The organism is Streptomyces sp. NPDC057950 (assembly GCF_042887295.1).
Lineage (GTDB): Bacteria > Actinomycetota > Actinomycetes > Streptomycetales > Streptomycetaceae > Streptomyces > Streptomyces kaempferi.
The window spans coordinates 12,286-37,550 of the sequence record NZ_JBHVPP010000033.1 but is presented as its reverse complement, the minus strand read 5'-3'; the positions used below and the strand labels follow the sequence as shown (position 1 = coordinate 37,550).

Annotated in this window: 24 protein-coding genes; 19 read left to right on the top strand and 5 right to left on the bottom strand. The window is 72.3% G+C overall.

The genetic code is table 11. From position 1 onward, the window contains the following. Nucleotides 1-12: 12 nt before the first annotated feature. The gene (locus ACFVTC_RS38815; protein ID WP_390133909.1) at nucleotides 13-639 is read right to left on the bottom strand and encodes a TetR family transcriptional regulator; all 627 of its coding nucleotides are present in this window, start codon (nucleotides 637-639) and stop codon (nucleotides 13-15) included. Nucleotides 640-822: 183 nt separating this feature from the next. On the opposite strand from ACFVTC_RS38815, the gene ACFVTC_RS38810 reads away from it, so the two are divergent. The 3 genes from ACFVTC_RS38810 (at nucleotide 823) to ACFVTC_RS38800 (ending at nucleotide 2,570) form a co-directional block, all read left to right on the top strand. After that, the gene (locus ACFVTC_RS38810; protein WP_390133907.1) at nucleotides 823-990 is read left to right on the top strand and encodes a hypothetical protein; all 168 of its coding nucleotides are present in this window, start codon (nucleotides 823-825) and stop codon (nucleotides 988-990) included. Nucleotides 991-1,012: 22 nt separating this feature from the next. Beyond that, on the top strand, nucleotides 1,013-1,279 hold the full coding sequence (locus tag ACFVTC_RS38805; RefSeq protein WP_168530349.1) for a DUF4190 domain-containing protein: 267 nt from the start codon (nucleotides 1,013-1,015) through the stop codon (nucleotides 1,277-1,279). 121 nt (nucleotides 1,280-1,400) lie between these two features. Continuing rightward, nucleotides 1,401-2,570 (top strand): cysteine desulfurase family protein, encoded by a 1,170-nt coding sequence (locus ACFVTC_RS38800; RefSeq protein ID WP_390133905.1) that lies wholly within the window; start codon nucleotides 1,401-1,403, stop codon nucleotides 2,568-2,570. 121 nt (nucleotides 2,571-2,691) lie between these two features. Here ACFVTC_RS38800 and ACFVTC_RS38795 read toward each other — a convergent pair whose 3' ends face one another. Further along, complete coding sequence (locus ACFVTC_RS38795; protein WP_390133903.1) at nucleotides 2,692-3,519, bottom strand: N-acetylmuramoyl-L-alanine amidase; 828 nt, start codon at nucleotides 3,517-3,519, stop codon at nucleotides 2,692-2,694. Nucleotides 3,520-3,606: 87 nt separating this feature from the next. Here ACFVTC_RS38795 and mnmA point away from each other — a divergent pair, with 87 nt between their 5' ends. Continuing rightward, nucleotides 3,607-4,734 carry a tRNA 2-thiouridine(34) synthase MnmA gene (gene mnmA, locus ACFVTC_RS38790; protein WP_390133901.1) on the top strand — a complete coding sequence of 376 codons (1,128 nt, stop codon included), beginning with the start codon at nucleotides 3,607-3,609 and terminating at the stop codon, nucleotides 4,732-4,734. A 37-nt stretch (nucleotides 4,735-4,771) separates the two neighbouring features. On the opposite strand, the gene ACFVTC_RS38785 is transcribed toward mnmA, so the two are convergent. Further along, on the bottom strand, nucleotides 4,772-5,095 hold the full coding sequence (locus tag ACFVTC_RS38785) for a DUF427 domain-containing protein (protein WP_153288472.1): 324 nt from the start codon (nucleotides 5,093-5,095) through the stop codon (nucleotides 4,772-4,774). A gap of 50 nt (nucleotides 5,096-5,145) precedes the next feature. Here ACFVTC_RS38785 and ACFVTC_RS38780 point away from each other — a divergent pair, with 50 nt between their 5' ends. From ACFVTC_RS38780 to ACFVTC_RS38715, 14 genes are all read left to right on the top strand, one after another. Further along, nucleotides 5,146-5,685 (top strand): TIGR00730 family Rossman fold protein, encoded by a 540-nt coding sequence (locus ACFVTC_RS38780; protein ID WP_390133899.1) that lies wholly within the window; start codon nucleotides 5,146-5,148, stop codon nucleotides 5,683-5,685. A 7-nt stretch (nucleotides 5,686-5,692) separates the two neighbouring features. Further along, nucleotides 5,693-6,391, top strand: a complete 699-nt coding sequence (locus ACFVTC_RS38775; RefSeq protein WP_390133897.1) for an SDR family oxidoreductase — start codon at nucleotides 5,693-5,695, stop codon at nucleotides 6,389-6,391. Nucleotides 6,392-6,615: 224 nt separating this feature from the next. After that, nucleotides 6,616-7,623, top strand: coding sequence for a methionine synthase (locus ACFVTC_RS38770; protein ID WP_390133895.1), 1,008 nt, complete (start codon nucleotides 6,616-6,618; stop codon nucleotides 7,621-7,623). Nucleotides 7,624-7,638: 15 nt separating this feature from the next. Further along, nucleotides 7,639-9,834, top strand: a complete 2,196-nt coding sequence (gene ligA, locus ACFVTC_RS38765; RefSeq protein ID WP_390133893.1) for an NAD-dependent DNA ligase LigA — start codon at nucleotides 7,639-7,641, stop codon at nucleotides 9,832-9,834. A gap of 261 nt (nucleotides 9,835-10,095) precedes the next feature. After that, nucleotides 10,096-12,330 carry a putative bifunctional diguanylate cyclase/phosphodiesterase gene (locus ACFVTC_RS38760; RefSeq protein WP_390133891.1) on the top strand — a complete coding sequence of 745 codons (2,235 nt, stop codon included), beginning with the start codon at nucleotides 10,096-10,098 and terminating at the stop codon, nucleotides 12,328-12,330. Nucleotides 12,331-12,679: 349 nt separating this feature from the next. After that, a complete protein-coding gene (gatC, locus tag ACFVTC_RS38755) occupies nucleotides 12,680-12,976 on the top strand; it encodes an Asp-tRNA(Asn)/Glu-tRNA(Gln) amidotransferase subunit GatC (RefSeq protein ID WP_010984178.1) in 297 nt (98 codons plus the stop codon). Between the two features lie 5 nt (nucleotides 12,977-12,981). Continuing rightward, nucleotides 12,982-14,487, top strand: coding sequence for an Asp-tRNA(Asn)/Glu-tRNA(Gln) amidotransferase subunit GatA (gene gatA / locus ACFVTC_RS38750; protein ID WP_390133889.1), 1,506 nt, complete (start codon nucleotides 12,982-12,984; stop codon nucleotides 14,485-14,487). After that, nucleotides 14,484-14,726 (top strand): hypothetical protein, encoded by a 243-nt coding sequence (locus tag ACFVTC_RS38745; protein ID WP_148010591.1) that lies wholly within the window; start codon nucleotides 14,484-14,486, stop codon nucleotides 14,724-14,726. The genes gatA and ACFVTC_RS38745 overlap by 4 nt, the downstream gene beginning before the upstream one ends. Nucleotides 14,727-14,742: 16 nt before the next feature. Further along, nucleotides 14,743-16,260, top strand: a complete 1,518-nt coding sequence (gatB, locus tag ACFVTC_RS38740; RefSeq protein WP_390133887.1) for an Asp-tRNA(Asn)/Glu-tRNA(Gln) amidotransferase subunit GatB — start codon at nucleotides 14,743-14,745, stop codon at nucleotides 16,258-16,260. A gap of 251 nt (nucleotides 16,261-16,511) precedes the next feature. Then, nucleotides 16,512-17,078: a GNAT family N-acetyltransferase gene (locus ACFVTC_RS38735; RefSeq protein WP_390133885.1), complete on the top strand. Its 567-nt coding sequence runs from the start codon at nucleotides 16,512-16,514 to the stop codon at nucleotides 17,076-17,078. Nucleotides 17,079-17,175: 97 nt separating this feature from the next. Further along, nucleotides 17,176-17,781 carry a hypothetical protein gene (locus ACFVTC_RS38730; RefSeq protein WP_390133883.1) on the top strand — a complete coding sequence of 202 codons (606 nt, stop codon included), beginning with the start codon at nucleotides 17,176-17,178 and terminating at the stop codon, nucleotides 17,779-17,781. Between the two features lie 174 nt (nucleotides 17,782-17,955). Further along, nucleotides 17,956-18,156 carry a hypothetical protein gene (locus ACFVTC_RS38725; protein ID WP_390133881.1) on the top strand — a complete coding sequence of 67 codons (201 nt, stop codon included), beginning with the start codon at nucleotides 17,956-17,958 and terminating at the stop codon, nucleotides 18,154-18,156. A 179-nt stretch (nucleotides 18,157-18,335) separates the two neighbouring features. Further along, entirely contained in the window at nucleotides 18,336-21,446 is a 3,111-nt protein-coding gene (locus ACFVTC_RS38720) for an AAA family ATPase (RefSeq protein ID WP_390133879.1), read from the top strand. A 47-nt stretch (nucleotides 21,447-21,493) separates the two neighbouring features. Next, a complete protein-coding gene (locus ACFVTC_RS38715; protein ID WP_390133989.1) occupies nucleotides 21,494-21,766 on the top strand; it encodes a DUF6191 domain-containing protein in 273 nt (90 codons plus the stop codon). A gap of 10 nt (nucleotides 21,767-21,776) precedes the next feature. Here the strand turns inward: ACFVTC_RS38715 and ACFVTC_RS38710 are convergent, their stop codons facing one another. Next, nucleotides 21,777-22,985, bottom strand: a complete 1,209-nt coding sequence (locus ACFVTC_RS38710) for a PQQ-dependent sugar dehydrogenase (protein ID WP_390133877.1) — start codon at nucleotides 22,983-22,985, stop codon at nucleotides 21,777-21,779. 68 nt (nucleotides 22,986-23,053) lie between these two features. Further along, a complete protein-coding gene (locus ACFVTC_RS38705) occupies nucleotides 23,054-24,079 on the bottom strand; it encodes an aldo/keto reductase (RefSeq protein WP_390133875.1) in 1,026 nt (341 codons plus the stop codon). 76 nt (nucleotides 24,080-24,155) lie between these two features. Between ACFVTC_RS38705 and ACFVTC_RS38700 the strand changes: the two genes are divergently transcribed. Continuing rightward, on the top strand, nucleotides 24,156-25,097 hold the full coding sequence (locus ACFVTC_RS38700; protein ID WP_390133873.1) for a 2-hydroxyacid dehydrogenase: 942 nt from the start codon (nucleotides 24,156-24,158) through the stop codon (nucleotides 25,095-25,097). Nucleotides 25,098-25,265: the final 168 nt, after the last annotated feature.

Below are 25,265 nucleotides of genomic sequence, written 5' to 3'. Positions count from 1 at the left end.
GGGGCGCCTCGGTCAACCCAGCCAGTTGCGGCGGCCGATGGCGATCAGCCGCATCTGGCGACCTGCCACCCGGGCCACCCGCTCCCGTTCCTCCTCGGACGCCTCCAGTGCCTCCAGGTAGAGCGAGGCCGTCATCAGCATCTGGTCGACGTACAGGCCGGCGAGCATCAGCAGATCGTCGTCGCTCCACCCCTCCGATTCGGGGTGTTTGGCCAGCTCGACCCGTACCTCCTGGGCGAACCGGGCCAGTTGGTCACTGATCGCCCGCCGGACCGCCTGGACGCCGCCGTGTCGCTCGCGGGCGATGAAGCGGACGTGGGCGGGGTGGGTCTCGACATGGTGGGCGATCAGATCCACCGCGCGCTCGATGCGCTCGCCGCTGTCGCCGGCCGCGGACACCGTGTCCCCGATCATCGGGTGCAGGCTGCCCAGGGCCTCCTCGACCAGCGCCACGCCGAGATCCGCCGTCGAGCGGAAGTGCCGGTAGAAGGCGGTCGGGGCCACTCCCACGGCGCGGGTGACCTCGCGCAGGCCCAGGCTGCTCAGACTCTGCTCCTCCAGCAGCTCCAACGCCGAGTCCAGGAGCGCCTGTCGCGTCTTCTGCTTCTGCGCCTGCCGGATGCCGAGAGTGTGACTCATACCATGCAGTTAACAACTGTTCTCTGTAATTGAAAAGCCGGGCGACGCGCTAGACTTCAGAGTCAGTGAACAAGTGTTACTACAACCGTTCACTGAATCGTCAGGTCCCCGAAACGATCGGAGCCTCACCGTCGAGGCGGCGACCACGGGGGCCGGACCCAGAGACTCACGAGAGGCACTCACATGCTGTTCCTCGTCGCCGCCCTCCTGCTGATGGGTGTCGTCATGGGCTCGGTGGCCCATGCCCCGCTGCCCGTCTCCCTCGTCGCCGCCGTCGTCATCGGTGTCTGGCTGACCGTCTTCGCGGTCCGCGAGCGCGCCGGCCGCAGGCGTCACACCTCCGCCCACTGAGCCGCAGGGAGCTGACTCACCCATGGAACTCACCGCCACGCCCACCCGCCGCACCGGCACCCGGGACGCCGACGGCATGGCCGTCGCCTCCTTCATCCTCGGGCTGCTCGGTCTGCTGGTGCTGAACGTCTTCCTGGGCCCGATCGCCATCGTCCTCGCCTCCGTCGCCCTCCGACGCGGCACCGCCCGTCGCGGACGCGCCTTCCTCGGCCTCGGCCTGGGCATCGCCGACCTCGTGGTGCTGGTGGCGTTCATGCACTTCGACAGCACGATGTCCTGGAACTTCTGACCCGCGACGACCTGGAACACCTGAGAACCTCCGATCGCGCGCCGGACGAGGAGCGCGGGGACGCCGCCCGCCGACGGGGGGCCGAAAGCGGGGGAGCGGGGCCCGTAGAATCAGGGCCACCATGGCTTACCTCGACCACGCCGCGACCACCCCGATGCTCCCGGAGGCGGTAGAGGCACTGACCGCCCAGCTGAGCGTCACGGGCAACGCCTCCTCCCTCCACGCCGCCGGCCGCAGGGCCCGCCGTACCGTCGAGGAGGCCCGCGAGAGCCTCGCGGAGGCCCTCGGCGCCCGCCCCAGCGAGGTGGTCCTCACCTCCGGCGGAACCGAGGCCGACAACCTCGCCGTGAAGGGTCTGTACTGGGCCCGCCGCGACGCCGACCCGGCCCGCACCCGGGTGCTCGCGAGCCCCGTGGAGCACCACGCCGTCCTCGACGCCGTCGACTGGCTCGGTGAACACGAGGGCGCGACGGTCGAGTACCTGCCCGTCGACCCCTATGGCCGCGTCCACCCGGACGCCCTGCGCGAGGCCATCGCCCGCAACCCCGACGACGTCGCCCTCGCCACCGTGATGTGGGCCAACAACGAGATCGGCACCGTGCTGCCGGTCCGTGAGCTGGCCGACGTCGCCGCCGAGTTCGGTGTCCCGCTGCACTCCGACGCCGTCCAGGCGTTCGGGCAGCTCCCCGTCGACTTCGCGGCCTCCGGCCTCGCCGCGATGACCGTCTCGGCCCACAAGATCGGCGGCCCGTACGGCATCGGCGCACTGCTGCTCGGCCGCGAGTACACCCCCGTACCGGTCCTGCACGGAGGCGGTCAGGAACGCCACGTGCGCTCCGGCACCCTGGACGTGCCCGCCGTCGCGTCCTTCGCCGTCGCCGGCCGGCTCGCCACCGAGCGGCGCGAGTGGTTCGCCCGGGAGATCGGCGCGCTCCGCGACGACCTGGTCGACGCCGTACGGGCCGCCGTACCCGACGCCCTCCTCGGCGGAGACCCCGACCCCGCGGGCAGGCTGCCCGCCAACGCGCACTTCACGTTCCCGGGCTGCGAGGGCGACTCCCTGCTGCTGCTCCTGGACGCGCAGGGCATCGAGTGCTCCACGGGCTCCGCGTGCACGGCGGGCGTCGCCCAGCCCAGCCACGTCCTGCTGGCCACCGGCACCGATCCAAACCTGGCCCGCGGCACCCTGCGCTTCTCCCTCGGCCACACCTCCACGGCGGCCGACGTCGACGCGGTCGCGAAGGCCATCGGTGCGGCCGTGGAGCGGGCGCGGACGGCGGGCCTGACCTGACCCCCGCCAGGCGCTGACGGCGATGCGCGCCGGCGCGGACGGCGGGTTTGACCTGACCCCCGCCAGGCGCTGACGGCGATGCGCGCCGGGCGCGCACGTCCTGGGGGTGGTCGTCGGGCGGTTACGTCCTGGCGGTGCGCGTCGGCGCGGCGGAGGCTCCGGCCGGCCGCGCCGAGGTACGCGCCTGGCGCACCAGCCGCAGGTACCGGTCCCAGTCCCAGTAGCGCCCGGGGTCGGTGTGGTCGGTGCCCGGCACCTCCACGTGTCCGATGATGTGCTCGCGGTCGACGGGGATCGCGTAGCGGGCGCAGATCCCGGCCGTCAGCCGCGCCGACGCGCCGTACATGGCGTCGGTGAACGACGAGGCGTGCTCGACGAAGCCCTCGTGCTCGATGCCGACGCTGCGCTCGTTGTACCCGCGGTTTCCCGCGTGGAACGCCACGTCCAGCTCGCGGATCATCTGGGTGATGTGGCCGTCCTTGCGGACGATGTAGTGCGCGGCCGCGCCGTGGCCCGGGTCCTGGAAGACCTTGACCGCGCTGCGGTAGCTGCCCTGGGTGACATGGATGACCACCCGGTCTATGGGGTAGTCGTCGGGCCGGTCCGCCCGCCGCCAGTTCGCGCTCGACGCCGCCACCCACTGGGCACCCCGGAAGTCGACCACGCCCGCCTCGCGGGGCTTCTCCACGCCCGGCAGCCGCCACCACACGTGCCCCAGCTCGCCCCGCGCGAGCACCGCCGTGCCCGCGGCGGCCGCCAGGCCGCCGATGAGCAGCGTCCGCCGCCCGACCCGCCGGTCGCCGTCCCTGCCCGGCCGCCCCTTCGCCTCCGGTGTCCCACCGTCCGGTGCGCCCTGCTCCGGTGACGCGCGACCGGGCGACTGCGGGTCCGGTGCCTCCCGGTCCGCGGTCCCCCGGGTTCCCGGCGCCTCCTGTGCGGCTCCGCTCATCGTGTTCGTCCCCTATCGCTCCCCGTCGCGATCCTCAACGCATACTCGCGGGAATCGGTTCCCGGCGCCCCGTACCCTGGAGGAGCTATGACTGAGACCTCGCCGCGCCCCCGCCCCCTCCGCGTCCTCGCCGCCATGTCCGGCGGAGTGGACTCCGCCGTCGCCGCCGCCCGCGCGGCGGAAGCGGGCCACGACGTGACGGGCGTGCACCTCGCGCTCTCCGCCAACCCCCAGTCGTTCCGCACCGGCGCGCGCGGCTGTTGCACCATCGAGGACTCCCGGGACGCCCGCCGCGCCGCCGACGTCATCGGTATCCCGTTCTACGTGTGGGACCTCGCGGAGCGCTTCCGTGAGGACGTGGTCGAGGACTTCGTCGCCGAGTACGAGGCGGGGCGCACCCCGAACCCGTGTCTGCGCTGCAACGAGAAGATCAAGTTCGCCGCCCTGCTCGACAAGGCGCTCGCACTCGGCTTCGACGCGGTCTGCACGGGCCACTACGCGAAGGTGCTCGTGAACGAGGACGGCAGCCGCGAGCTGCACCGCGCCTCCGACATGGCCAAGGACCAGTCGTACGTCCTCGGTGTCCTCGACGACCGCCAGCTCGCGCACGCGCTGTTCCCGCTCGGCGACACACTCACCACGAAGGACGAGATCCGCGCCGAGGCGGAGCGGCGCGGCCTCGCGGTCGCCAAGAAGCCCGACTCGCACGACATCTGCTTCATCGCGGACGGCGACACCCAGGGCTTCCTCGCGAACCGTCTGGGCAAGGCGGAGGGCGACATCGTGGACGAGTCCGGCGCGGTCGTCGGCTCTCACGAGGGCGCGTTCGGCTTCACCATCGGCCAGCGCAAGGGCCTGCGCATCGGTACCCCGGCCGCCGACGGCAAGCCGCGCTACGTCCTGGACATCTCGCCGGTGGACAACAGGGTGACGGTCGGCCCGGCGGCGTCCCTGGACGTCTCCGCGCTGACGGCGATCAAGCCCCGCTGGTGCGGCGCCGCACCGGCCGGCACCGGCACGTACACCGCCCAGCTCCGCGCCCACGGCGGCGAGACGACGGTCACCGCCGAACTCGTCGACGGCGGCCTGGAGGTCGCGTTCACCGAGCCGGTCCGCGGGGTCGCGCCCGGCCAGGCGATCGTCCTGTACGACGGCACGCGCGTGGTGGGCTCGGCGACGATCGCGACGACCACGCGCGCGACGGCGTCCGTCTAGCCGGCGGCGCCCGCCGGCACGGGCCGGCGGGCGGGGACTACAGGACCTCCACCTCGTAGAAGCACAGGTGGTCCTTGATCTGTGCGACGTCCGGCTTCGGCTCGGGGTAGAACCAGACCAGGTCCGGGGCGTCGGGCAGGGACCAGTAGGACGCGTCGCCCTTGAAGGGGCAGTGCGTGTGGGTGTCGGAGGCCGTCAGCAGGTCGAGGCGGACGTCCTGCGGCGGGATGTAATAGCGCACCGGACAGCCCGTCTCGCGCAGCAGCAGCGGCCGGTCGCTCTCCGCCAGGACCTGGTCGCCGTGCACGACGCGTACGCGCTGGGTGCCCTGCTCGATGGTGATCGTGTGTCCTTGGGTCATGACGGGAAAGCACTCGCGGGGCCCGGGTTCTTCCCGCGTACCGTGATCGCATGAACATCTGTGTCTTTCTCTCCGCCGCCGACCTCGACGACCGCTACACGGGCCCCGCCCGCGAGTTCGCGGAACTCCTCGGCAAGGGCGGTCACACCCTGGTGTGGGGCGGTTCCGACGTCGGCCTGATGAAGGTGGTCGCCGAGGGCGTCCAGGAGGCGGGCGGACGGCTGGTGGGCGTCTCCGTGGACTTCCTTGCGGCCACCGCGCGGGCGGGTGCCGACGAGATGGTGATCGCCCGGGACCTCGCCGAGCGCAAGGCGCTGCTCCTGGAGAAGGCCGACGCGGTGGTGGTGATGGTCGGCGGTACGGGGACGCTCGACGAGGCGACCGAGATCCTGGAGCTGAAGAAGCACGGGAAGACGGACAAGCCGGTGGTCCTGCTGAACACGGCGGGCTTCTACGACGGCCTGAAGGAACAGTTCCGGCGCATGGAGGCCGAGGGTTTCCTGCCGCGGCCGCTCATCGACCTGGTGTTCTTCGCCGAGGAGCCGGTGGGCGCGCTGGCCTACCTGGAGGAGAGCGCCGGCACCCGGTGATGCGAGCATGGCGTCCATGGCTACACATCTGATCACCGGGGCAGGTTCCGGCATCGGCGCGGCCGTCGCCCGCCGCCTGCACGCGCGCGGGGACGAACTCGTGCTGCACGCGCGCGACGCGGGTCGCGCGAAGGAACTCGGCGCGGCGTACCCGGGGGCGAAGACCCTGGTCGGCGACCTCGCGGACCCGGACAAGCTCTCCTGGGCGTTCTCGCACCAGTCCCTGCCCGACAGCGTCGACTCGCTCCTGCACATCGCGGGCGTGGTGGACCTCGGCCGGGTCGGCGAGCTGACCCCCAAGTCCTGGCGCCACCAGCTCAACGTCAACCTGATCGCCCCCGCCGAACTCACCCGCCACTTCCTGCCCCAACTCCGCCTCTCCCAGGGCCACGTGATCTTCGTGAACTCCGGCGCCGGCCTCAGTGCCAACGCCGACTGGTCCGCGTACGCCGCCTCCAAGCACGGTCTGAAGGCCCTCGCGGACTCGCTGCGCCACGAGGAGCACGGCAACGGGGTCCGGGTCACCTCGGTCTACCCCGGCCGCACGGCGAGCCCCATGCAGGCCAAGGTCCACCAGCAGGAGGGCAAGCCGTACGACGCCTCGAAGTGGATCGACCCGGAGTCCGTCGCGACGACGATCCTGACGGCCCTGGACCTGCCGCGCGACGCGGAGGTCAACGACCTGACGGTGCGACCGGGGCGCTGACGCGGGCCCACGGCGCGGTGCCGCGGGCTTTTGAGCGAGGCGTGGGCACCGGTGAGCGGCGCGTGGGGCACCTGGGAGCGACGCGTGGGGCAGGTGGGAGCGACGCGTGACGCACCTGGGAAACGCCACGTGGGGCGACCGGGAGCGGCGCGTGGCGCACCTGGGACGCACGTGCGCACCGGCTCGCTCGCGTCGCACCCCGCGGGGTTACGTACGCTTCGCGGGTGAGCGAAAAAAGCGAGTTCGGGTTCGGTGCCGCCACCGGTGTCGGGTCCATGCCGGGCGGTGACGCGCGGGAGACCGCCAGGACCGTCACCGGGTCCTTCGACGACTTCCCCCATCTGCCGGAGCTGCCCGCGCGCGGCCCCGGCGCCGACATGATCGGGCGGACGGCCGGGATGCTGGTCGACCTGTACGCGCGCGTGGAGCCCAGCGGCTGGCGGATCGGGGACCGGCCGGGGCGGGACACCCGGCGGGCCCGGTCGTGGCTGGGCGAGGACCTCGACGCGCTGGAGGAGAACACCCAGGGGTACGAGGGGCCGCTGAAGGTGCAGGCCGTGGGGCCCTGGACCCTGGCGGCCGCGCTGGAACTGAGGAACGGCGAGGCGGTCCTGTCCGACCCCGGGGCCTGCCGCGATCTCACCGGCTCGCTCGCCGAGGGCCTGCGCACCCATCTCGACGAGGTACGGCGCCGGGTACCGGGAGCCCAGGTCGTGCTGCAGCTCGACGAACCCTCGCTCATCGCCGTCCTGCGCGGTCATGTGAAGTCCGCGAGCGGGTACCGCACCCACCGCGCCGTCGACCGGCAACTGGTCGAGTCGACGCTGCGGGACGTCGTGGGGGTTCACGCCGGCGGCCCGGTCGTGGTGCACTCGTGCGCGCCCGACGTGCCGTTCGAACTGCTGCGCAGGTCGGGTGTCGCGGGCATCTCCTTCGACCTCAGCCTGCTCACCGAACGTGACGACGACGCGATCGGCGAGGCGGTGGAGGGCGGCACCCGGCTCCTGGCCGGTGTCGTGCCCGGCACGGACGGCCCGTTGTCGGACCCTGCCGGTAGCGTCATGGGTGTCAGGACGTTGTGGCGCAGGCTGGGGCTGCATCCGGGGCTTCTCGCGGAGGCCGTCACGGTCACTCCGTCGTGCGGACTCGCGGGCGCTTCCCCCGAGTACGCGCGCCGGGCGCTCGCCCACTGCGTCCGGGCGGCGAGATCCCTCGCGGACAACCCAGAGTAACGGGAGGACGACACGGTGGCCGGCGACAAGGACGCACAGCCCAACCCCCTGCCCGCCGAGGCGCGCGAGCAGCACGCGCGGCTGGCCGAGCAGATCGAGGAGCACCGCTTCCGGTACTACGTGAAGGACCAGCCGGTCGTCAGCGACACGGAGTTCGACAAGCTGCTGCGTTCCCTGGAGGCGCTGGAGGAGCGGTATCCGGAGCTGCGCACCCCCGACTCCCCGACCCAGAAGGTCGCGGGCGCGTACGAGACCGAGTTCACGTCCGTGCGGCACCGCGAGCGCATGCTGTCGCTGGACAACGCCTTCAGCGACCTGGAGCTCGCCGCCTGGGCGGAGCGGGTCGCGAAGGACGTCGGCTCCTCCGCGTACCACTTCCTGTGCGAGCTGAAGGTCGACGGCCTCGCGGTCAACCTCACCTACGAGCACGGCCGCCTGACCCGCGCGGCCACCCGGGGCGACGGCCGTACGGGCGAGGACATCACGCCCAACGTGCGGACGATCGCGGAGATCCCGGACCGCCTTCGGGGCGACCACTTCCCGGACCTGGTGGAGATCCGCGGCGAGGTGTACTTCCCGATGGAGAAGTTCGCGGAGCTCAACGCCCGTCTGGTCGAGGCCGGTGACAAGCCCTTCGCCAACCCCCGCAACGCGGCGGCGGGTTCGCTGCGCCAGAAGGACCCGCGCGTCACCGCGAGCCGCCCGCTGCACATGGTGGTCCACGGCATCGGAGCCCTGGAGGGTTTCGAGGGCCTGACCCGCCTCTCCGGGGCGTACGAACTGCTGCACTCCTGGGGCCTGCCGACCACGCGGTACGCGAAGGTGGTCGACGACCTCGACGGCGTGGGTGAGTTCATCACGTACTACGGGGAGAACCGGCACTCCGTGGAGCACGAGATCGACGGGGTGGTCGTCAAGCTCGACGAGATCCGTCTCCAGGGCCGCCTCGGCTCCACGGCCCGCGCCCCACGCTGGGCCATCGCCTGGAAGTACGCGCCGGAAGAGGTCAACACCAAGCTGGTCGACATCAAGGTCGGCGTCGGCCGTACGGGGCGCGTCACCCCGTACGCGCAGGTCGAGCCGGTCACCGTGGCGGGTTCGGAGGTCGAGTTCGCGACCCTGCACAACCAGGAGGTCGTGAAGGCCAAGGGCGTTCTCATCGGGGACACGGTCGTGCTGCGCAAGGCCGGCGACGTCATCCCGGAGATCCTCGGACCGGTGGTGGATCTCCGCGACGGCACCGAGCGGGAGTTCGTGATGCCGGCCGAGTGCCCCGAGTGCGGGACGCCGCTGCGCGCCATGAAGGAAGGCGACATCGACCTGCGCTGCCCCAACAGCCGTGCCTGCCCGGCCCAGTTGAGAGAGCGGGTCTCCTACCTCGCCGGCCGGGAGTGCCTCGACATCGAGCACTTCGGCAACGTCGCCGCGGCGGCGCTGACCCGGCCGCTGGAGCCCGCCGCCCCGCCGCTGGTCGACGAGGGCGACCTCTTCGACCTCACGGCCGAGCAACTGCTCCCCATCAAGGCGTACGTCCTCGACCAGGACAGCGGCCTGCCCAAGCGGGACCCGAGGACCGGTGAGGAGAAGGTCGTCACGGTCTTCGCCAACCAGAAGGGGGAGCCCAAGAAGAACACGCTCGCCCTGCTGGACAACATCGCCGAGGCGAGGAACCGTCCGCTCGCCCGCTTCATCAACGGCCTCTCCATCAGGCACGTCGGCCCGGTGGCCGCCGAGGCGCTGGCCCGCGAGTTCCGTTCCATCGACCGCGTCGAGCAGGCCACCGAGGCGGAACTCGCCGCGGTCGACGGGGTCGGCGGGATCATCGCGACCTCGGTCAAGGAGTGGTTCGCGGAGGACTGGCACCGCGAGATCATCCGCAAGTGGCGGGCGGCGGGCGTCCGTATGGAGGACGAGGGTTCCGGCGAGGACGAGGGCCCCCGGCCGCTCGAGGGACTCACCGTCGTCGTGACCGGCACGCTCGAACACCACACGCGCGACGGCGCGAAGGACGCCCTGCAGAGCCGGGGAGCGAAAGTGACCGGTTCTGTTTCGAAGAAGACATCTTTTGTCGTAGTGGGCGAGAATCCTGGATCGAAGTACGACAAGGCCATGCAGCTCAAAGTTCCCGTTCTGAACGAGGACGGCTTCGCCGTACTGCTGGAACAGGGGCCGGAGGCCGCCGCGGAAGTCGCGCTTCCGACCGAGGAGTAGGGGTTGAAGGCCACCCGTTCGGCGCATATCAGATGCATACGGGTGGCCGGGTCGCATTCGGGCAACCGTCGTCGACCGCTGCCCGTGGAAGCCTTCTGCGGCCTACTGTTGAGGTGTGCGCCTGCCGTGCCCGGCTGCGGTTGGGGCATTCCCTGCTCCTGACGGGTCGGGGGACGAGTTCTTGAGACGCGGTGCCGTTGGCGGTTGTCGCCGGCAACGGGTCGCGTGGCGTGGGCACCGCCGGCTGTGAGAGGGACGGGAATGGAACCGACCGAGAGCGCCGCCCCGGACGTACGGCTGCGCCTGCGCCGGACGACCGGCGCGTGGATGGCGGGCCTCCGGACGGGACGGTCGTCGACGCGCCCCGCCGCGGGCGAGCGGGACCACATACCCTTCACCGCCACCACCACCGGGGGCCGCTACACCGCCGGGCGCGGCTCGGGCCTGCCCGGCCACGATCCCGAACGGCCCACCTCCTGGCCCACACTGCCCGGCGCGGTCGTCACCCTGGCCGCGCTCGTCCTCGGCGGCGGTTTCTACCGGGCGTTCAGCGACCACCACCCGCTCTTCCCGTCCGGATCGGTCGGCTGGTCGCTGGCCGTACTGACCGGCGTCATAGTCGGCCATCTGGTCGCCCTGGGCCGCGCGCGCTGGTGGGGCGGCACCGGCTCCGGCGCCGCCCTGACCCTCGCGGTCCTGCTGCTGTACGGCTGGGTGGCCGCCGGGATGGTCAGCCTGACCGTCGTCGTCCTGGTCGGTGCCGCGCGCCGGGGCCGCTGGCGCCAGGGGGTGCTGCACGGCGCGGCCGACATCCTCGGCATCGGCGCCGGAGCGGTGGTCCTCGCCGTGTTCGGGCGGGTGCCGTCGGTCGAGGCCCCCTGGAACCCGCAGAGCTGGGACTTCTACGCCGCGCCCCAGGTGGTGCTGGTCGCCGCCGCGTATCTCGCCGTCACCCGCGTCCTGCTCTGGTACCTGCACACGCAGGGCACCGGCGGCGTGCCGACCGCCGCCCGTACGGCCCTGGTCCGGCAGGGCCTCGTCGCGGTCGCCCTGCTCGGCATCGCGCCGCTGATCTGTGTGGTCGCCGTCGCGCAGCCCATGCTGCTGCCGCTGTTCTCCATCCCCTTGATCGCGCTCGACTCCACGCTGTGGATCGCGCGCGTGCGGGCCGAGGAGCAACTGCGCGATCCGCTGACCGGGCTGCCCAACCGGCAGTGGCTGCTCGAACGTACCTGGGCGGCCCTGGACGACGCCGAACGCATAGGCGCGCGTTCGGCGTTGATGCTGATCGACCTCGACCGCTTCCGCTCCGTGAACGACACGTTGGGGCACCTCGCCGGGGACCGGCTGCTGCTCCAGATAGCCGAACGGCTGCGGCTGGCACTGCCGCGCGGGGCGGAGGCCGCGCGGCTCGGCGGTGACGAGTTCGCGGTGTTACTGCCCGTCGCCGACTCCACGACGTCGGCCACCCGGGTGGCCCGCAATCTCGTCGCCGCGCTCGGTTCGCCGCTCGACCTCGACGGGCTCACCCTCGTCCTGGAGGCCAGCGCCGGACTCGCCGTCTTCCCCGACCACGCGCTCGACGCGGAGGGACTGCTGCGGCGGGCGGACGTCGCGATGTACCAGGCGAAGCGGGACCGTACGGGGGTGGAGGTCTACGAGTCCAAGCGGGACTCGAACACACCGGACCGGCTCGGTCTGCTGGGGGACCTGCGGCGGGCCCTGGACGCCGGTGACGTCGAAGTGCACTACCAGCCCAAGGTCCGCTTCGACGGACAGGTCGTCGGCCTCGAGGCGCTCGTCCGCTGGGTGCATCCGGAGCGGGGCAAGGTCCCGCCCGACGAGTTCATCGCGATCGCCGAGTCGTCCGGGCTGATGCCGCACCTCACCGAGTACGTGCTGGAGACGGCCCTCGCGCAGGTCGCGCGGTGGCGGGCACAGGGGCTGCGGGTGCCGGTCGCGGTGAACGTGTCGCCGCGTGACGTGCACACCCCCGGTTTCGCGGGCGCGGTCGCCGCCCGGCTCGCCCGGCACGGGGTTCCCGCGGGCGCCCTCCAGCTGGAGATAACGGAACACGTACTGCTGGAGGACCCGCAGCGCGCCGCGGACACCCTGGCCGGGCTGACCGGGCACGGGGTCAAGATGTCGCTCGACGACTTCGGCACGGGGTACTCCTCACTGGTCCATCTGCGCCGGCTGCCCGTCAGCGAACTGAAGATCGACCGGTCCTTCGTCGCGCGGCTCGCCATCGACAACGAGGACGCGGAGATCGTGCGCTGCACGGTGGACCTCGCGCACTCGCTGGGGCTGCTGGTCGTCGCGGAGGGCGTCGAGGACGACGAGACCTGGGAGCGGCTGCGGGATCTGGGGTGCGACGCGGTGCAGGGGTGGCTGGTCGCCGCCGCGATGCCGCCGGACGAGGCCACGGCGTGGTTGCTGGCGCGGGGGTCTCGGGGCTGGCAGCGGCCGCGGGCCGCGTTGCCGGCCGCGGAGTAGTCCCGGCGGCGGAGTAGTCCCGGTGGTCCGTCGTCAGTCGTTCGGCGTCAGTCGTTCGTCGGGTGCGGGTGCGGGTGCGGGTGCGGGTGCGGGGTGCGGGTCCGTGGGGCTCCCGCCGTGTTTCTCCCCCTGATGGGGGCGCGGGGAACTGCGCGATCAGCCACGGCGGCCCGCAGGTTCGGACGGCTGTGACGGCCCCCGGGACGGACCGGCACCGGCCGCGTGGAGCTCCCGTCGGCGACTCCCGCCTCGTACACGGGAAGGCCCCCGGGCAAACCCGGGCGCGGGCATCGGCCCCGGCCCCATAGGATTGGGCCAAACCACACACTCTCACCCAGAGGATCGCTGCATGCCTGGCATCACGCGCGAGGAGGTCGCCCACCTCGCACGGCTGGCGCGTCTGGAGCTGAAGGCGGAAGAGCTCGACCACTTCGCCGGCCAGCTCGACGACATCATCGGCGCGGTCGCCCGCGTCAGCGAGGTCGCCGACCAAGACGTACCGCCGACCTCCCACCCGCTGCCGCTGACGAACGTCATGCGCGCGGACGAGGTCCGCCCGTCGCTCACCCCCGAGCAGGCGCTCTCCGGCGCCCCGGCCCAGGAGCAGCAGCGTTTCAAGGTGCCGCAGATCCTGGGGGAGGACTAATCACCATGACGGACACCAACGTCAACATCATCAAGCTCACCGCGGCCGAGATCGCCGGGAAGATCGCGGCGGGCGAGCTCACCGCCGTCGAGGTCACCGAGGCCCACCTCGCCCGTATCGAGGCCGTCGACGAGAAGGTGCACGCCTTCCTGCACGTCGACCGCGAGGGCGCCCTCGCGCAGGCCCGCGCCGTCGACGCGAAGCGGGAGCGCGGCGAGAAGCTCGGACCGCTCGCCGGCGTGCCCCTCGCGCTCAAGGACATCTTCACCACCGAGGGCATCCCGACCACCGTCGGTTCCAAGATCCTCGAAGGCTGGATCCCGCCCTACGACGCGACGGTCACCAAGCGGCTCAAGGCCGCCGACGTCGTCATCCTCGGCAAGACCAACATGGACGAGTTCGCCATGGGGTCCTCCACCGAGAACAGCGCGTACGGCCCCACGGGCAACCCCTGGGACCTCAGCCGCATCCCCGGCGGCTCGGGCGGCGGCTCGTCCGCCGCGCTCGCCTCCTTCGAGGCGCCGCTCGCCATCGGCACCGACACGGGCGGCTCCATCCGCCAGCCCGCGGCCGTCACCGGCACGGTCGGCGTCAAGCCCACGTACGGCGGCGTCTCCCGCTACGGCATGGTGGCGTTCTCCTCCTCCCTCGACCAGGGTGGCCCCTGCGCCCGTACGGTCCTGGACGCGGCGCTGCTGCACGAGGTCATCGCCGGGCACGACCCGCTCGACTCGACCTCCATCGACGCGCCGGTCCCCCCGGTCGTCGAGGCCGCCCGCAACGGCTCCGTCGCCGGCATGCGCGTCGGCGTCGTCAAGCAGTTCCGCGGCGAGGGCTACCAGGCCGGTGTCCTGCAGCGCTTCGACGAGGCCGTCGCCCTGCTCAAGGACCTCGGCGCCGAGATCGTCGAGCTGGACTGCCCGTCCTTCGACCTGGCGCTCTCCGCGTACTACCTGATCGCGCCGTCCGAGTGCTCGTCCAACCTCGCCCGCTTCGACGCCATGCGCTACGGCCTGCGGGTCGGGGACGACGGCACGCGCTCCGCCGAGGAGGTCACCTCCCTCACCCGCGAGGCCGGCTTCGGGGACGAGGTCAAGCGCCGCATCATGCTCGGCACGTACGCCCTCAGCTCCGGCTACTACGACGCGTACTACGGCTCGGCGCAGAAGGTCCGCACGCTCATCACCCGCGACTTCGACAAGTCGTTCGAGCAGGTGGATGTGATCGTCTCGCCGACCACGCCCACCACCGCCTTCGCGATCGGCGAGCGCGCCGACGACCCGATGGCGATGTACCTCGCGGACCTGTGCACCATCCCGACCAACATGGCGGGCAACGCGGCCATGTCGCTGCCCTGCGGTCTCGCGCCGGAGGACAACCTCCCGGTCGGTCTGCAGATCATCGCCCCCGCGATGAAGGACGACCGGCTCTACAAGGTCGGCGCCGCCGTCGAGGCCGCCTTCGTGGAAAAGTGGGGGCACCCGCTGATCGAGGAGGCTCCGTCGTTGTGAGTAAGGCTCTGACCAAGGCCAAGGGCTTCAAGAAGTCCAAGTCCGGCACGTACCTGTCCATCGCGACCACCGCGTTCGGTGCTCTCGGCGTCGCCAAGCAGGCCAAGAAGGCCCGCACGGAGCACGACACGCTGCGCCTGATCGACGCGGCCGTGTCCGCCGCCGCCATCGTCACCGGCCTCGCCATCCTCTACCGGGAGCTCAGGCGCCTGGGCGACGACGACGTCCTGCTGGGCTGAGAGGGAAGTTTTCACCGTGACCACCACGACCGACGAGCTGGTGTCGTACGAGGACGCCCTGGCGACGTACGACCCCGTCATGGGCCTCGAGGTCCATGTCGAGCTCGGCACCAAGACCAAGATGTTCTGCGGGTGCTCCACCGAGCTGGGCGCCGAGCCCAACTCGCAGACCTGCCCCACCTGCCTCGGCATGCCCGGCTCGCTGCCCGTCGTCAACGCGACCGGCGTCGAGTCCGCCATCAAGATCGGTCTCGCGCTGCACTGCGAGATCGCCGAGTGGTGCCGCTTCGCCCGGAAGAACTACTTCTATCCGGACATGCCGAAGAACTTCCAGACCTCCCAGTACGACGAGCCGATCGCCTTCAACGGCTACCTCGACGTACAGATGGAGGACGGCGAGGTCTTCCGCGTGGAGATCGAGCGCGCCCACATGGAGGAGGACACCGGCAAGTCCACGCACGTCGGCGGCGCGACCGGCCGTATCCACGGCGCCTCGCACTCCCTGCTCGACTACAACCGCGCGGGCATCCCCCTCATCGAGATCGTCACCAAGCCGATCGAGGGCGCGGGCGAGCGCGCGCCCGAGGTCGCCAAGGCCTACGTCGCCGAGCTGCGCGAGCTCATCAAGGCGCTCGGCGTCTCGGAAGCCCGCATGGAGATGGGGCAGATGCGCTGCGACGTGAACCTGTCGCTGCGCCCGCACGGCCGCGAGAAGTTCGGCACGCGCTCCGAGACGAAGAACGTCAACTCGCTGCGCTCGGTGGAACGCGCCGCCCGCTTCGAGATCCAGCGGCACGCCGCGGTGCTGAACTCCGGCGGCACGATCATCCAGGAGACGCGCCACTTCCACGAGGACACCGGGTCCACGACCTCGGGCCGCGTGAAGGAGGAGGCCGAGGACTACCGGTACTTCCCGGAACCCGACCTCGTCCCCGTAGCCCCCTCCCGCGACTGGGTCGAGGAGCTGCGCGGGGGTCTGCCCGAGCAGCCGCTGGCCCGGCGCAACCGGCTGCGCGAGGACTGGGGCGTCAGCGCCCACGACATGCAGTCGATCCTCAACGCCGGTGCCATCGACGCGATCGTCGCCACGATCGAGGCCGGCGCGGACGCCGCGTCCGCCCGTAAGTGGTGGATGGGTGAACTGGCCCGCAGCGCCAACGAGTCGGGCAAGGCCCTGGAGGACCTGCCCATCACCCCGGCGCAGGTCGCCCGGGTGACGCAGCTCGTGGCCTCCGGAGACCTGAACGACAAGCTCGCCCGTCAGGTCATCGAGGGCGTGCTCGCGGGCGAGGGCACCCCGGACGAGGTCGTCGACAAGCGCGGACTCAAGGTCGTCTCGGACGAGGGCGCGCTGACCGCCGCCGTCGACGAGGCCATCGCCGGCAACCCGGGCGTCGCGGACAAGATCCGCGGCGGCAAGGTGGCCGCGGCCGGCGCCCTGGTCGGCGCCGTCATGAAGGCCACCCGGGGCCAGGCCGACGCGGCCCGCGTCAAGGAGCTCATCCTCGAGAAGCTGGGCGTCAGCGAAGGCTGACCGTCCGCGCACCGCCCGCCTGGGGGGACGCACCGGGACCGGTGCGTCCCCCCATGCCTGTCGTGGGCACCCCGGCCCGGCGGAGCCCACCGGCTCGACCGGTGCCGTGGACCGGTGCCGTGGACCGGTGCGGCCGACCGGTGCGGCACCGCGGCACCGGGCCGCCGGAGTGCCGCACCACCCATGAGAGCCCGGCCGCCGCGACGGACACGGAACCGGCGGACATACAACGGAGAAGGAGCAGCAGCAGGATGTACGCGATATCCCTGGGTGACGACGGCGCGGAACTGCGCCCCCTGGAGCCCTGGCACGCCGAGGAGTTCCTCGCTCATCTGGACCGGGGACGGGAGTTCATCGGGCAGTACATCCCGTTCGGTTCGGCGGCCACGGACGTGGCGTCCGCGCGGGAACTGCTCCAGCGGTACGCCGACAACCGTGCCGCCGACACCGGATCCCTGCACGGCCTGTGGCTGGAGGGAACGCTCGTGGGCGGCGTGCTCTTCCTCAACTTCGACGCGGCCCAGGGCAACTGCGAGGTCGGCTGCTGGCTGGAACCCGCGGGTACCGGACGGGGCCTGGTCACACGCGCGATGCGACTGCTCATCGACTGGGCCGTCGAGGAACGCGGGATCCACCGGGTGGAGTGGGTCGCCGCCTCGGCGAACGAGCCGAGTGTGAACGGCGCCCGGCGGCTGGGGATGACCCGGGACGCGGTGCTGCGGGAGAGCTTCCCCTACCGGGGCGTACGCCACGACATGGAGGTCTGGTCGGTGCTCGCGCCCGACTGGCGGGCGACGCGCGCGGGGACGAGCGGCTGAGCGTTGCACGACGGTCACGCACGCTTACGCCGATCGTTACCGACGAGCACAGGGATCATTAAGAGACTTCTCAGACTCCGTCCGTACGGTGCGGGACATGGGAACCAAGACAGTTGACGAAGCCGTGGACGCGAACGGCACCGAGGCGAAGAGCGACAAGGAGACCGTGGACGGCACCGGCACCGAGGAGACGCCCGACAGCGCGGCCGTGACCGGAGCCGAGACCGACGCCGACGCCGAGGAGCAGGACGACGCCGAGGCCGACGCCCCGGCGGACGAGGACTTCCCCGCGGCCGGGGAGAAGGACGCCCCCGGCGTCGGCCAGGGCGCCGCCGCCGTCGTCTCCGCCGGACTCGGCATCGTGTCGCTCACCGGCAGCTGGGTCGCCACCGTGGCCGCCGCCCGCGAGACCTTGGTCGGACAACTGCAGACCTCGTCGTCCGCGAGCGTGGCCACGCAGGTCAAGGAGGTCTACGGCGACGCCTGGGCGACCACCGCGCTCGTCGGCGGCCTCTTCGCGCTGGCCGCGCTGATCGTCGGCGCCGTGGTCCTGGCCCGGCCCGCCTTCGGGGCGCCCGGCAAGCCGCAGGCCGCCTGGATCAAGTCCGTCGCCTGGGCGGGCGTCTCGCTCGGCGTCGTCGGCCTCGTGCTCGCGGTCGCCAAGTACTCCGACATCCTGCTCGGACTGCCCTCCACCAAGTGAACCTCCGTACCTCTGAGGGGCCTTAGGGCCGGCGTGGGTGACCCGCCGCCGCTCTAAGGCCCTTCGCGTGCGCAAGATGCGGCACTCTCCCGATGTGACGCACCCCCCTGGGAGACGAAGGTTGAGGCATCGCACAGAGCGAGGCCGCAACCGGCTCTTCACAAGGGGTACGAGATGTTCGAGTACGAGCTCCACCAGATCCGATCCGCCGAGCTGATCCGCGAGGCGCAGAACCACCGACTGGCGCGGGAGGCCCTCCGAGGCCGCCGTGCCGACCGCCGCCGCACCGCCGCGCGCGAGTCCGGCGGGAACGACACGGAGGAGCGGTCGTACAGCCCGCGCCCCCGCCGGCACCGGTTCACCCGAGCCGCGTGAACGCCGGGCCGAAGGAGGCCGCCCGCACCGGCGGCGGCCCCCCTCGGACGCCGGGGGAGGCCGGCCGTACGGGGGTCGGCCGGCCTCCCGGGAGAGCGCTCGCCGCTCTTCCCGCGCGCGGCCCGGCACCGATGGCCGGCCGCCCGATAACCAGTGCCGCTCCCGCGGACCGCTGTGCCATGCTCGGGCCCGTGGAGACCAGATCCGTCAGCCCCGTGTTCGTCGGCCGCGCGGACGAACTGGGCATCCTGCGCGAGGCACTCGCCCGCGCCGGCGGCACCGGCTCCCGGGCGTCGCGCACCGGGGGCGAACCGCAGGCGCTGCTCCTCGGCGGCGAGGCCGGGGTCGGAAAGACCCGCCTGATCGAGGAGTTCGCCACCGTCGCCGACCGCGAGGGCGCCGTCGTCGCGTGCGGCGGCTGCGTCGAGATCGGTGCCGACGGACTGCCCTTCGCCCCGTTCTCCACCGCCCTGCGCGCCCTGCGCCGGCTGCTCCCTGACGAGCTCGCCGCGGCCGCCGCCGGCCAGGAGGACGAGCTGGCCCGGCTGCTCCCCGAACTGGGCGAGACCGACCGTGCCCGGCGCCCCGAAGAGGAGGGCATGGCCCGCCTCTTCGAACTCACCGCCCGCCTCCTGGAGCGTCTCGCCGCCGACCGCACGGTCGTCGTGGCCCTGGAGGACCTGCACTGGGCCGACGCCTCCACCCGCCACCTGCTGGCCTACCTCTTCCGCACGCTGCGCAGCGGACGCCTCGTCGTCGTCGCCACGTACCGCGCCGACGACATCCACCGCCGCCACCCGCTGCGCCCCCTCCTCGCCGAGCTGGACCGTCTGCGCACCGTCCGCCGTATCGAACTCGGCCGCTTCACCCGCGCCGAGGTCGGCCGCCAGATCGCCGGAATCCTCGCCCACGAACCCGACCCGGCCCAGGTCGACGACATCTTCGAACGCTCCGACGGCAACGCGTTCTTCGTCGAGGAACTCGCCGTCGCCGCCCACCAGGGATGTTCCACCGGCCTCACGGACTCGCTGCGCGACCTGCTCCTCGTACGCGTCGAAGCACTGCCCGAGAGCGCCCAGCGCATCGCCCGGATCGTCGCCGAGGGCGGCTCCACCGTCGAGTACCGGCTGCTCGCGGCCGTGGCCCGGCTCGCCGAGGACGACCTCATCGAGGCGCTGCGCGCCGCCGTCGGCGCCAACATCCTGCTCGCCTCACCCGGTGGCGACGGCTACCGCTTCCGTCACTCCCTGGTCCGCGAGGCAGTCAGCGACGACCTGCTGCCCGGCGAGCGCTCCCGCTACAGCCGGCGCTACGCCGAAGCCCTGGAGGCCGACCCCGCGCTCGTACCGGCCGACGAGCGCGCCACCCGGCTGGCCAGCTACTGGTACCACGCGCACGACGCGGCCAAGGCCCTGCCCGCCGTCCTGGACGCCTCCGTCGACGCCCGTTGCCGGCATGCCCACTCCGAACAACTCCGGCTCCTGGAGCGGGCCATGGAGTTGTGGGAGGTCGCCCCGGAAACCGTACGGGCCGCCCTGCGCCCCATCGACTACGTGGAAGTGTTCCCGCCCTGCGGCCAGGACCCGGTGGCCCAGGGACACCCGGCGCCCCCGGACGTCCCGGCACCCCTGCGTTATCTCGACCTGATGGCCGAGGCCGCCGTCGCCGGCCGGCTGGCGGGGGAGCGCGAACGCGCCCTGAAGATCACCAAACGGGCGCTGCACGTCCTGGAGGACGGGAGCGATCCCCTGCGCGCCGCCTGGTTCTGGGTCCAGCGCTCCCGGCTGATCACGGCGCAGGCCCGCGGCGACGGGTGGCACGAACTCGCCACCGCCCGGGACCTGGTACGCGGCCTGCCCCCGTCGGAGGTGCACGCCGAGGTACTGTCCCTGGTCGCCGCCTGGTGCATGCTGCACGAACCGGGCCCCGGCGCCCTCTTCGCCGCCGAGCGCGCCGTGCAGTACGCGCGCATGGTCGGCGCCCGGGACATCGAACTGAACGCCCGGCTCACCCTCGGCGGTCTCATGGTCGACGCGGGGGACATCGAGGCGGGCATCACGGAGATGTACGAGGTCAAGGAGCAGATCCCGCCGCACGGCGCGTCCCTCGTCGCGGGACGTCTCCACATCGACCTGCCCTCCCACCTGGAGTCGGTCGGCCGCTCCGGCGAGGCCGTCCCGATCCTGCGGCAGGGCACCGAACTCGCCCGGAGGAACGGCCTGCTGGACACCGAGGCATGGGTGTGGGGCAACCTCGCCGAGTCGCTCTGCTCACTCGGCCGGTGGGACGAAGCCGTCGAGGCGGCACGGAACGCCCTGGGCGTGGGAGCCAGCGGCAAACCGTCCGGCAGCGGCGCGATGCGCCTGGCGGACCTCGCCCTCGACCGCGGCGACCTGGCCGAGGCGGCCCGTCGACTGGACGCCGCCCGCGCCCACTTCGGCACCCACGACCCCATGCCGCAGCACGCCCTGCCCCTGGTGCGCAGCACGATCCGCATCGCCGCGGGCGAGGGCCGCCTCCTCGACGCCCGCACCGCGCTGGAACAGGCACTGGACACGGGCTTCCCGCCCGGCACCCAACGCTACGGATGGCCCCTGCTGCTCGCCGCCGCCACCGCGGAGGCCGACGCCCGCGGACTGCCCGCCGCGGAGGCGGGGCGCGGCAAGGCCGTGCGGTCCCTCCGGGAGGCCGCCAGGACGCTGGCCACCGGAGTGCCTCTCTGGCAGGCGTACGAGCGGTGGGTGCGCGCCGAACTCCGGGGGGCCGAGGGCGTGTCCGACCCGCACGAGTGGGCCGAGGTGGTCGCGGCCTTCGAATGCCTGGAACGCCCCTACGACCTCGCCCGCGTCCGTCACCGCCTGGCCGACTCGCTGCTGGCCGCGGGCGCCGACGAGGACGAGCGGGCACGCGCGACCGAGCTCCTGCGGCTGGCCGGGGCGGCGGCCGACCACCTGGGCGCCCGCCCCCTCGCCGACGCCGTGGCGCTGCTCGCCCAGCGGGCCCGCCTCGCCCTGGGCAGGGCCCCCGGGCCCTACGCCCCGACCCCCGGCGACCCGGCCCAGGCCCTCGGCCTCACCAGCCGTGAGCGCGACGTGCTGCGTCTGGTCGCGGTCGGCCGCACCAACCGCCAGATCGCCGGGGAACTCTTCATCTCCCCGAAGACCGCCAGCGTCCACGTGTCGAACATCCTCGCCAAGCTCGACGTCTCGGGACGGGGGGAGGCGGCGGCACTGGCCCATCGGCTCCGGCTGTTCCCCCAGGAGACCCCCACTGCCCCGACGGCGGGCTGAGGCATAGGCTGGCGGGGATCCGGGCCGAGGGAGGCGCCGTGTTCAACATGTTCGAGGAGATCTTCGCACCAGGCCGCAAGCACACCGACGACGAACGCAAACGGCTCGAACTGACCCGCGTGGACCTGAACGACGGTGATCCGGGCCGGGGCCCCATAGACCTGTCCTCGGGCAAGGTGGTCGTACGGCCGCGGGAGCGGGAACGCGATGGGGCGGACCCGGCGCGGGAACCCGATGTCGAGCCGCGGGAACCCGTGTCCGAGCCGCAGGAAACCGTGGCCGAGCCGCGGGAACCGGTGTCCGAGCCGGACGAACCCTGAGGCCGCGGACCTACTTCACCTCCAGCTCGAGAATCCGGTCGTCCCCCTTTCCGGGGCTGCCCCGTCCGTCCGTCTCACTGGTGACCAGCCAGAGCTTGTCACCGCCCGCCGAGACCACCGTGCGCAGCCGCCCGTACCTGCCGTTCAGGAAGGACTGCGGAGCGGCGGCGGCCCGTGTGCCCGCCAGGGGGACCCGCCACAGCCGCTCGCCCTTCAGCCCCGCCATCCAGACGGAGCCGTCGGCATAGGCGATGCCGCTGGGCGAGGCGTCGTCCGTGTGCCACTGGGCGACCGGGTTGTGGTAACGCGGGTCGTCGCTCCTGCCCTCGACCACCGGCCAGCCGTAGTTGTCGCCCGGCTTGATCTGGTTCAGCTCGTCCCAGGTGTCCTGCCCGAACTCGGAGGCCCACAGGCGCTGTCTGTCGTCCCAGGCGAGGCCCTGTACGTTGCGGTGCCCGTACGAGTACACGACCGAGTCGCCGAAGGGATTGCCCGGCGCCGGGTCCCCGTCCGGCGTCATGCGCAGGATCTTCCCGCCCAGCGCCTTCTTGTCCTGGGCCAGACCCCGGGAGCCCGTCTCGCCCGCTCCCGCGTACAGCATCCCGTCCGGGCCGAAGGCGATCCGGCCGCCGTTGTGGATCACTCCCTTGGGGATGCCCTTGAAGACCGTGTCCGGCGCGCCCAGTTGCCGGCCGGGCGGCTTCTTCGCGTCGTACAACATTCGGACGATCCGGTTGTCCGACGCCGTCGTGAAGTACGCGTAGACCATGTGGTCCGAGGCGTAGGCGGGGGAGAGCGCGATACCGAGAAGGCCGCCCTCCCCGGCGGGGGCCACCCCCGGCACCTGGCCCAGCTCCGTCGTCCGCCCGGTCTTCTCGTCCACCCGGGTGATGGTGCCCTCGTCCCGCGAGGACACCAGCAGACCGCCCTCCGGCAGCGGCGCCAGGCCCCAGGGCGACTTGAGGCCCTCGGCGACGGTGCGCACCACCTTCACCGAACCCTTGGCGGGCGCGGCCGTCTCGGTCGACCGCCCCGAGGGCGCCGACCCCGTCACCCGACCGCCCGACGACGGGTTCAGGCCGCCGACCGGCGATCCGCCCCCCGAGCCGCCGGAGGAGCAGCCGGCCGTCACCACCAGCGCTGCCGCGGCCAACGCGGCCTTCACCACTCGACGTTGCACGATCAGAGGTCCCTTCGACGCGGCGGTCCTACTGTTCATACACCGCTCGCGTCCCGCGGGTTCCCGATCAGGGACACCCGATGCGCGAGCGCCGGCCGCGGGAGCCGTCAGTCCCACGACCCCTGCGCCCCGGGCAGCCCCGCCACCTCCGCCAGATCCTCCGCCGTCAGCGGCAGCCCGGCCGCCCCCGCGTTCTCCACCGCCCACCGCGCCCGCTTGGCCCCCGGCACCGGAACCACGTGCCGGCCCTGGGACAGCACCCAGGCCAGCGCCACCTGCGCGGGAGTGACACCGTCCCCGTGCCGTCGGGCGACGCGCCGCAACCCGGCGACGATCGGCTGGTTGGCGGCCATCATCTCGGCCGTGAAGCGGGGATGGCGGGCGCGTAAGTCGTCGGGCTCGAAGCCCCCGCCGGGCGTCAGCGTGCCGGTCAGGAAACCGTTGCCGAGCGGCATCGCCGCCAGGAAACCCACGCCGCGCGCGGCGCACCACGGCAGCAGCGCGTCCAGCGCCTCCGTCGACCACACCGACAGCTCGGCCTCCACCGCGCTCACCGGGAAGACCTGCTGCACCCGCTCCAGCTGCCGGATCGTTCCGTCGTACAGCCCGTCGTGCAGCCGCCCGTCGTACGGGCGCGCCCCCGGGCGCCGGGCGGAACGGGCGCCGACCGCGCACAGCCCGAGTGAACGCACCTTTCCGGCCGCCACCAGATCGGCCATCGCGCCCCAGGTCTCCTCCACCGGCACCTCGGGGTCCGCGCGGTGCAACTGGTAGAGGTCGATCACGTCGGTCTGCAGCCGGCGCAGCGACGCGTCGCAGGCGCGCCGCACATAACGTGGACGCCCGTTGGCGACGATGTGCTGCTCGCCCACCAGCAGCCCCACCTTCGTCGACACGAAGGCATCCGGACGCCGTTCCCGCAGCGCCCGGCCCACCAGCAGCTCATTGGTGAAGGGCCCGTACATGTCCGCCGTGTCGAGCAGCGTCGACCCCAGGTCGAGGGCCGCGTGCACCGTGCGCAGCGACTCGTCACCACGCTGCCGCGAACCGGTGTACGCCCAGGTCATCGGCATGCACCCGAGCCCGATCGCCCCCACATCGAGCGTCGCCGCGCCGATCGTCCTGCGCTCCACCTGGCCGTGACCCTCCCTCTCCTGCCACCCCAACCTAACCTCTGCGGGTCCCGCCGCCTGACATAGCCTCCTGAGCATGACTTCCGATGTGTGGCTCCCCTTTCACGCCGACGAGATCAAGGGCCTGCCCAAGGGCCTCAACTACCGCTTCTGGGACGGTGGCCAGGAGTTTCCCGCGGACCCGGCCGACTGCGTGTTCTATGTCGTGCCGTACATGAAGCCGCCCGCCGTCGGCCGGCGGCCCATGGCCGAAATGACCTCCTTGCAAGCGGTGCAGACCCTCTCCGCCGGAGTCGACCACGTCCAACCGGGCCTGAAGTCGCTGCGCCCGGGGGTGCAGTTGTGCAATGCCCGCGGGGTGCACGAGGCGAGCACCAGCGAACTCGCCCTCGCCCTGATCCTCGCCTCGCTGCGGGGCATCCCCGACTTCGTACGCGCCCAGGACAAGGGGGAGTGGCGCTCCGGGTTCCGTCCGGCGCTGGCCGACAAGTCCGTTCTGATCGTGGGGTACGGGTCGATCGGGTCCGCGATCGAGGACCGGCTCGTGGCCTTCGAGGTGGCGCGGGTGGCGCGCGTCGCGCGCTCTGAGCGCACCACGGCGCGCGGTCCGGTGCACCCACTCACGGAACTGCCCGCGCTGCTCCCCGAGGCCGACGTCGTCGTGCTGTCCACGCCCCTCACCGACAGCACGCGCGGCCTGGTGGACGCGGACTTCCTGGCCCGCATGAAGGACGGCGCGCTCCTGGTCAACGTCGCCCGCGGCCCCGTCGTCGACACCAAGGCCCTGCTCGCCGAGCTGGACAGCGGACGCCTCACCGCGGCCCTCGACGTCACCGATCCCGAGCCGCTGCCCCTGGGACACCCTTTGTGGCAGGCGCCCGGCGTGCTCATCAGCCCCCACGTCGGCGGCCCCACGTCGGCGTTCCTGCCGCGCGCCGAGCGGCTGCTGGTCAAGCAGTTGAATCGCTTCGTGAACCGGGAGCCGCTCGGCAACGTGGTCCTCACCACGGGCACGTAACGCGCCGCCGTCCGCGGCCGCGCCCGGGCAAGGACACTCTCCGCATTCCCCCGAATGCGGGTCGTGTCCGCATCTCCGCTGGTCGTCACGGAGAGTAGAGGAACTATGTCCCTGAGTGACGAGACTGGTGTATCGTCCCGACAGGGGCTGCGCCGCGCATCGTTCGGC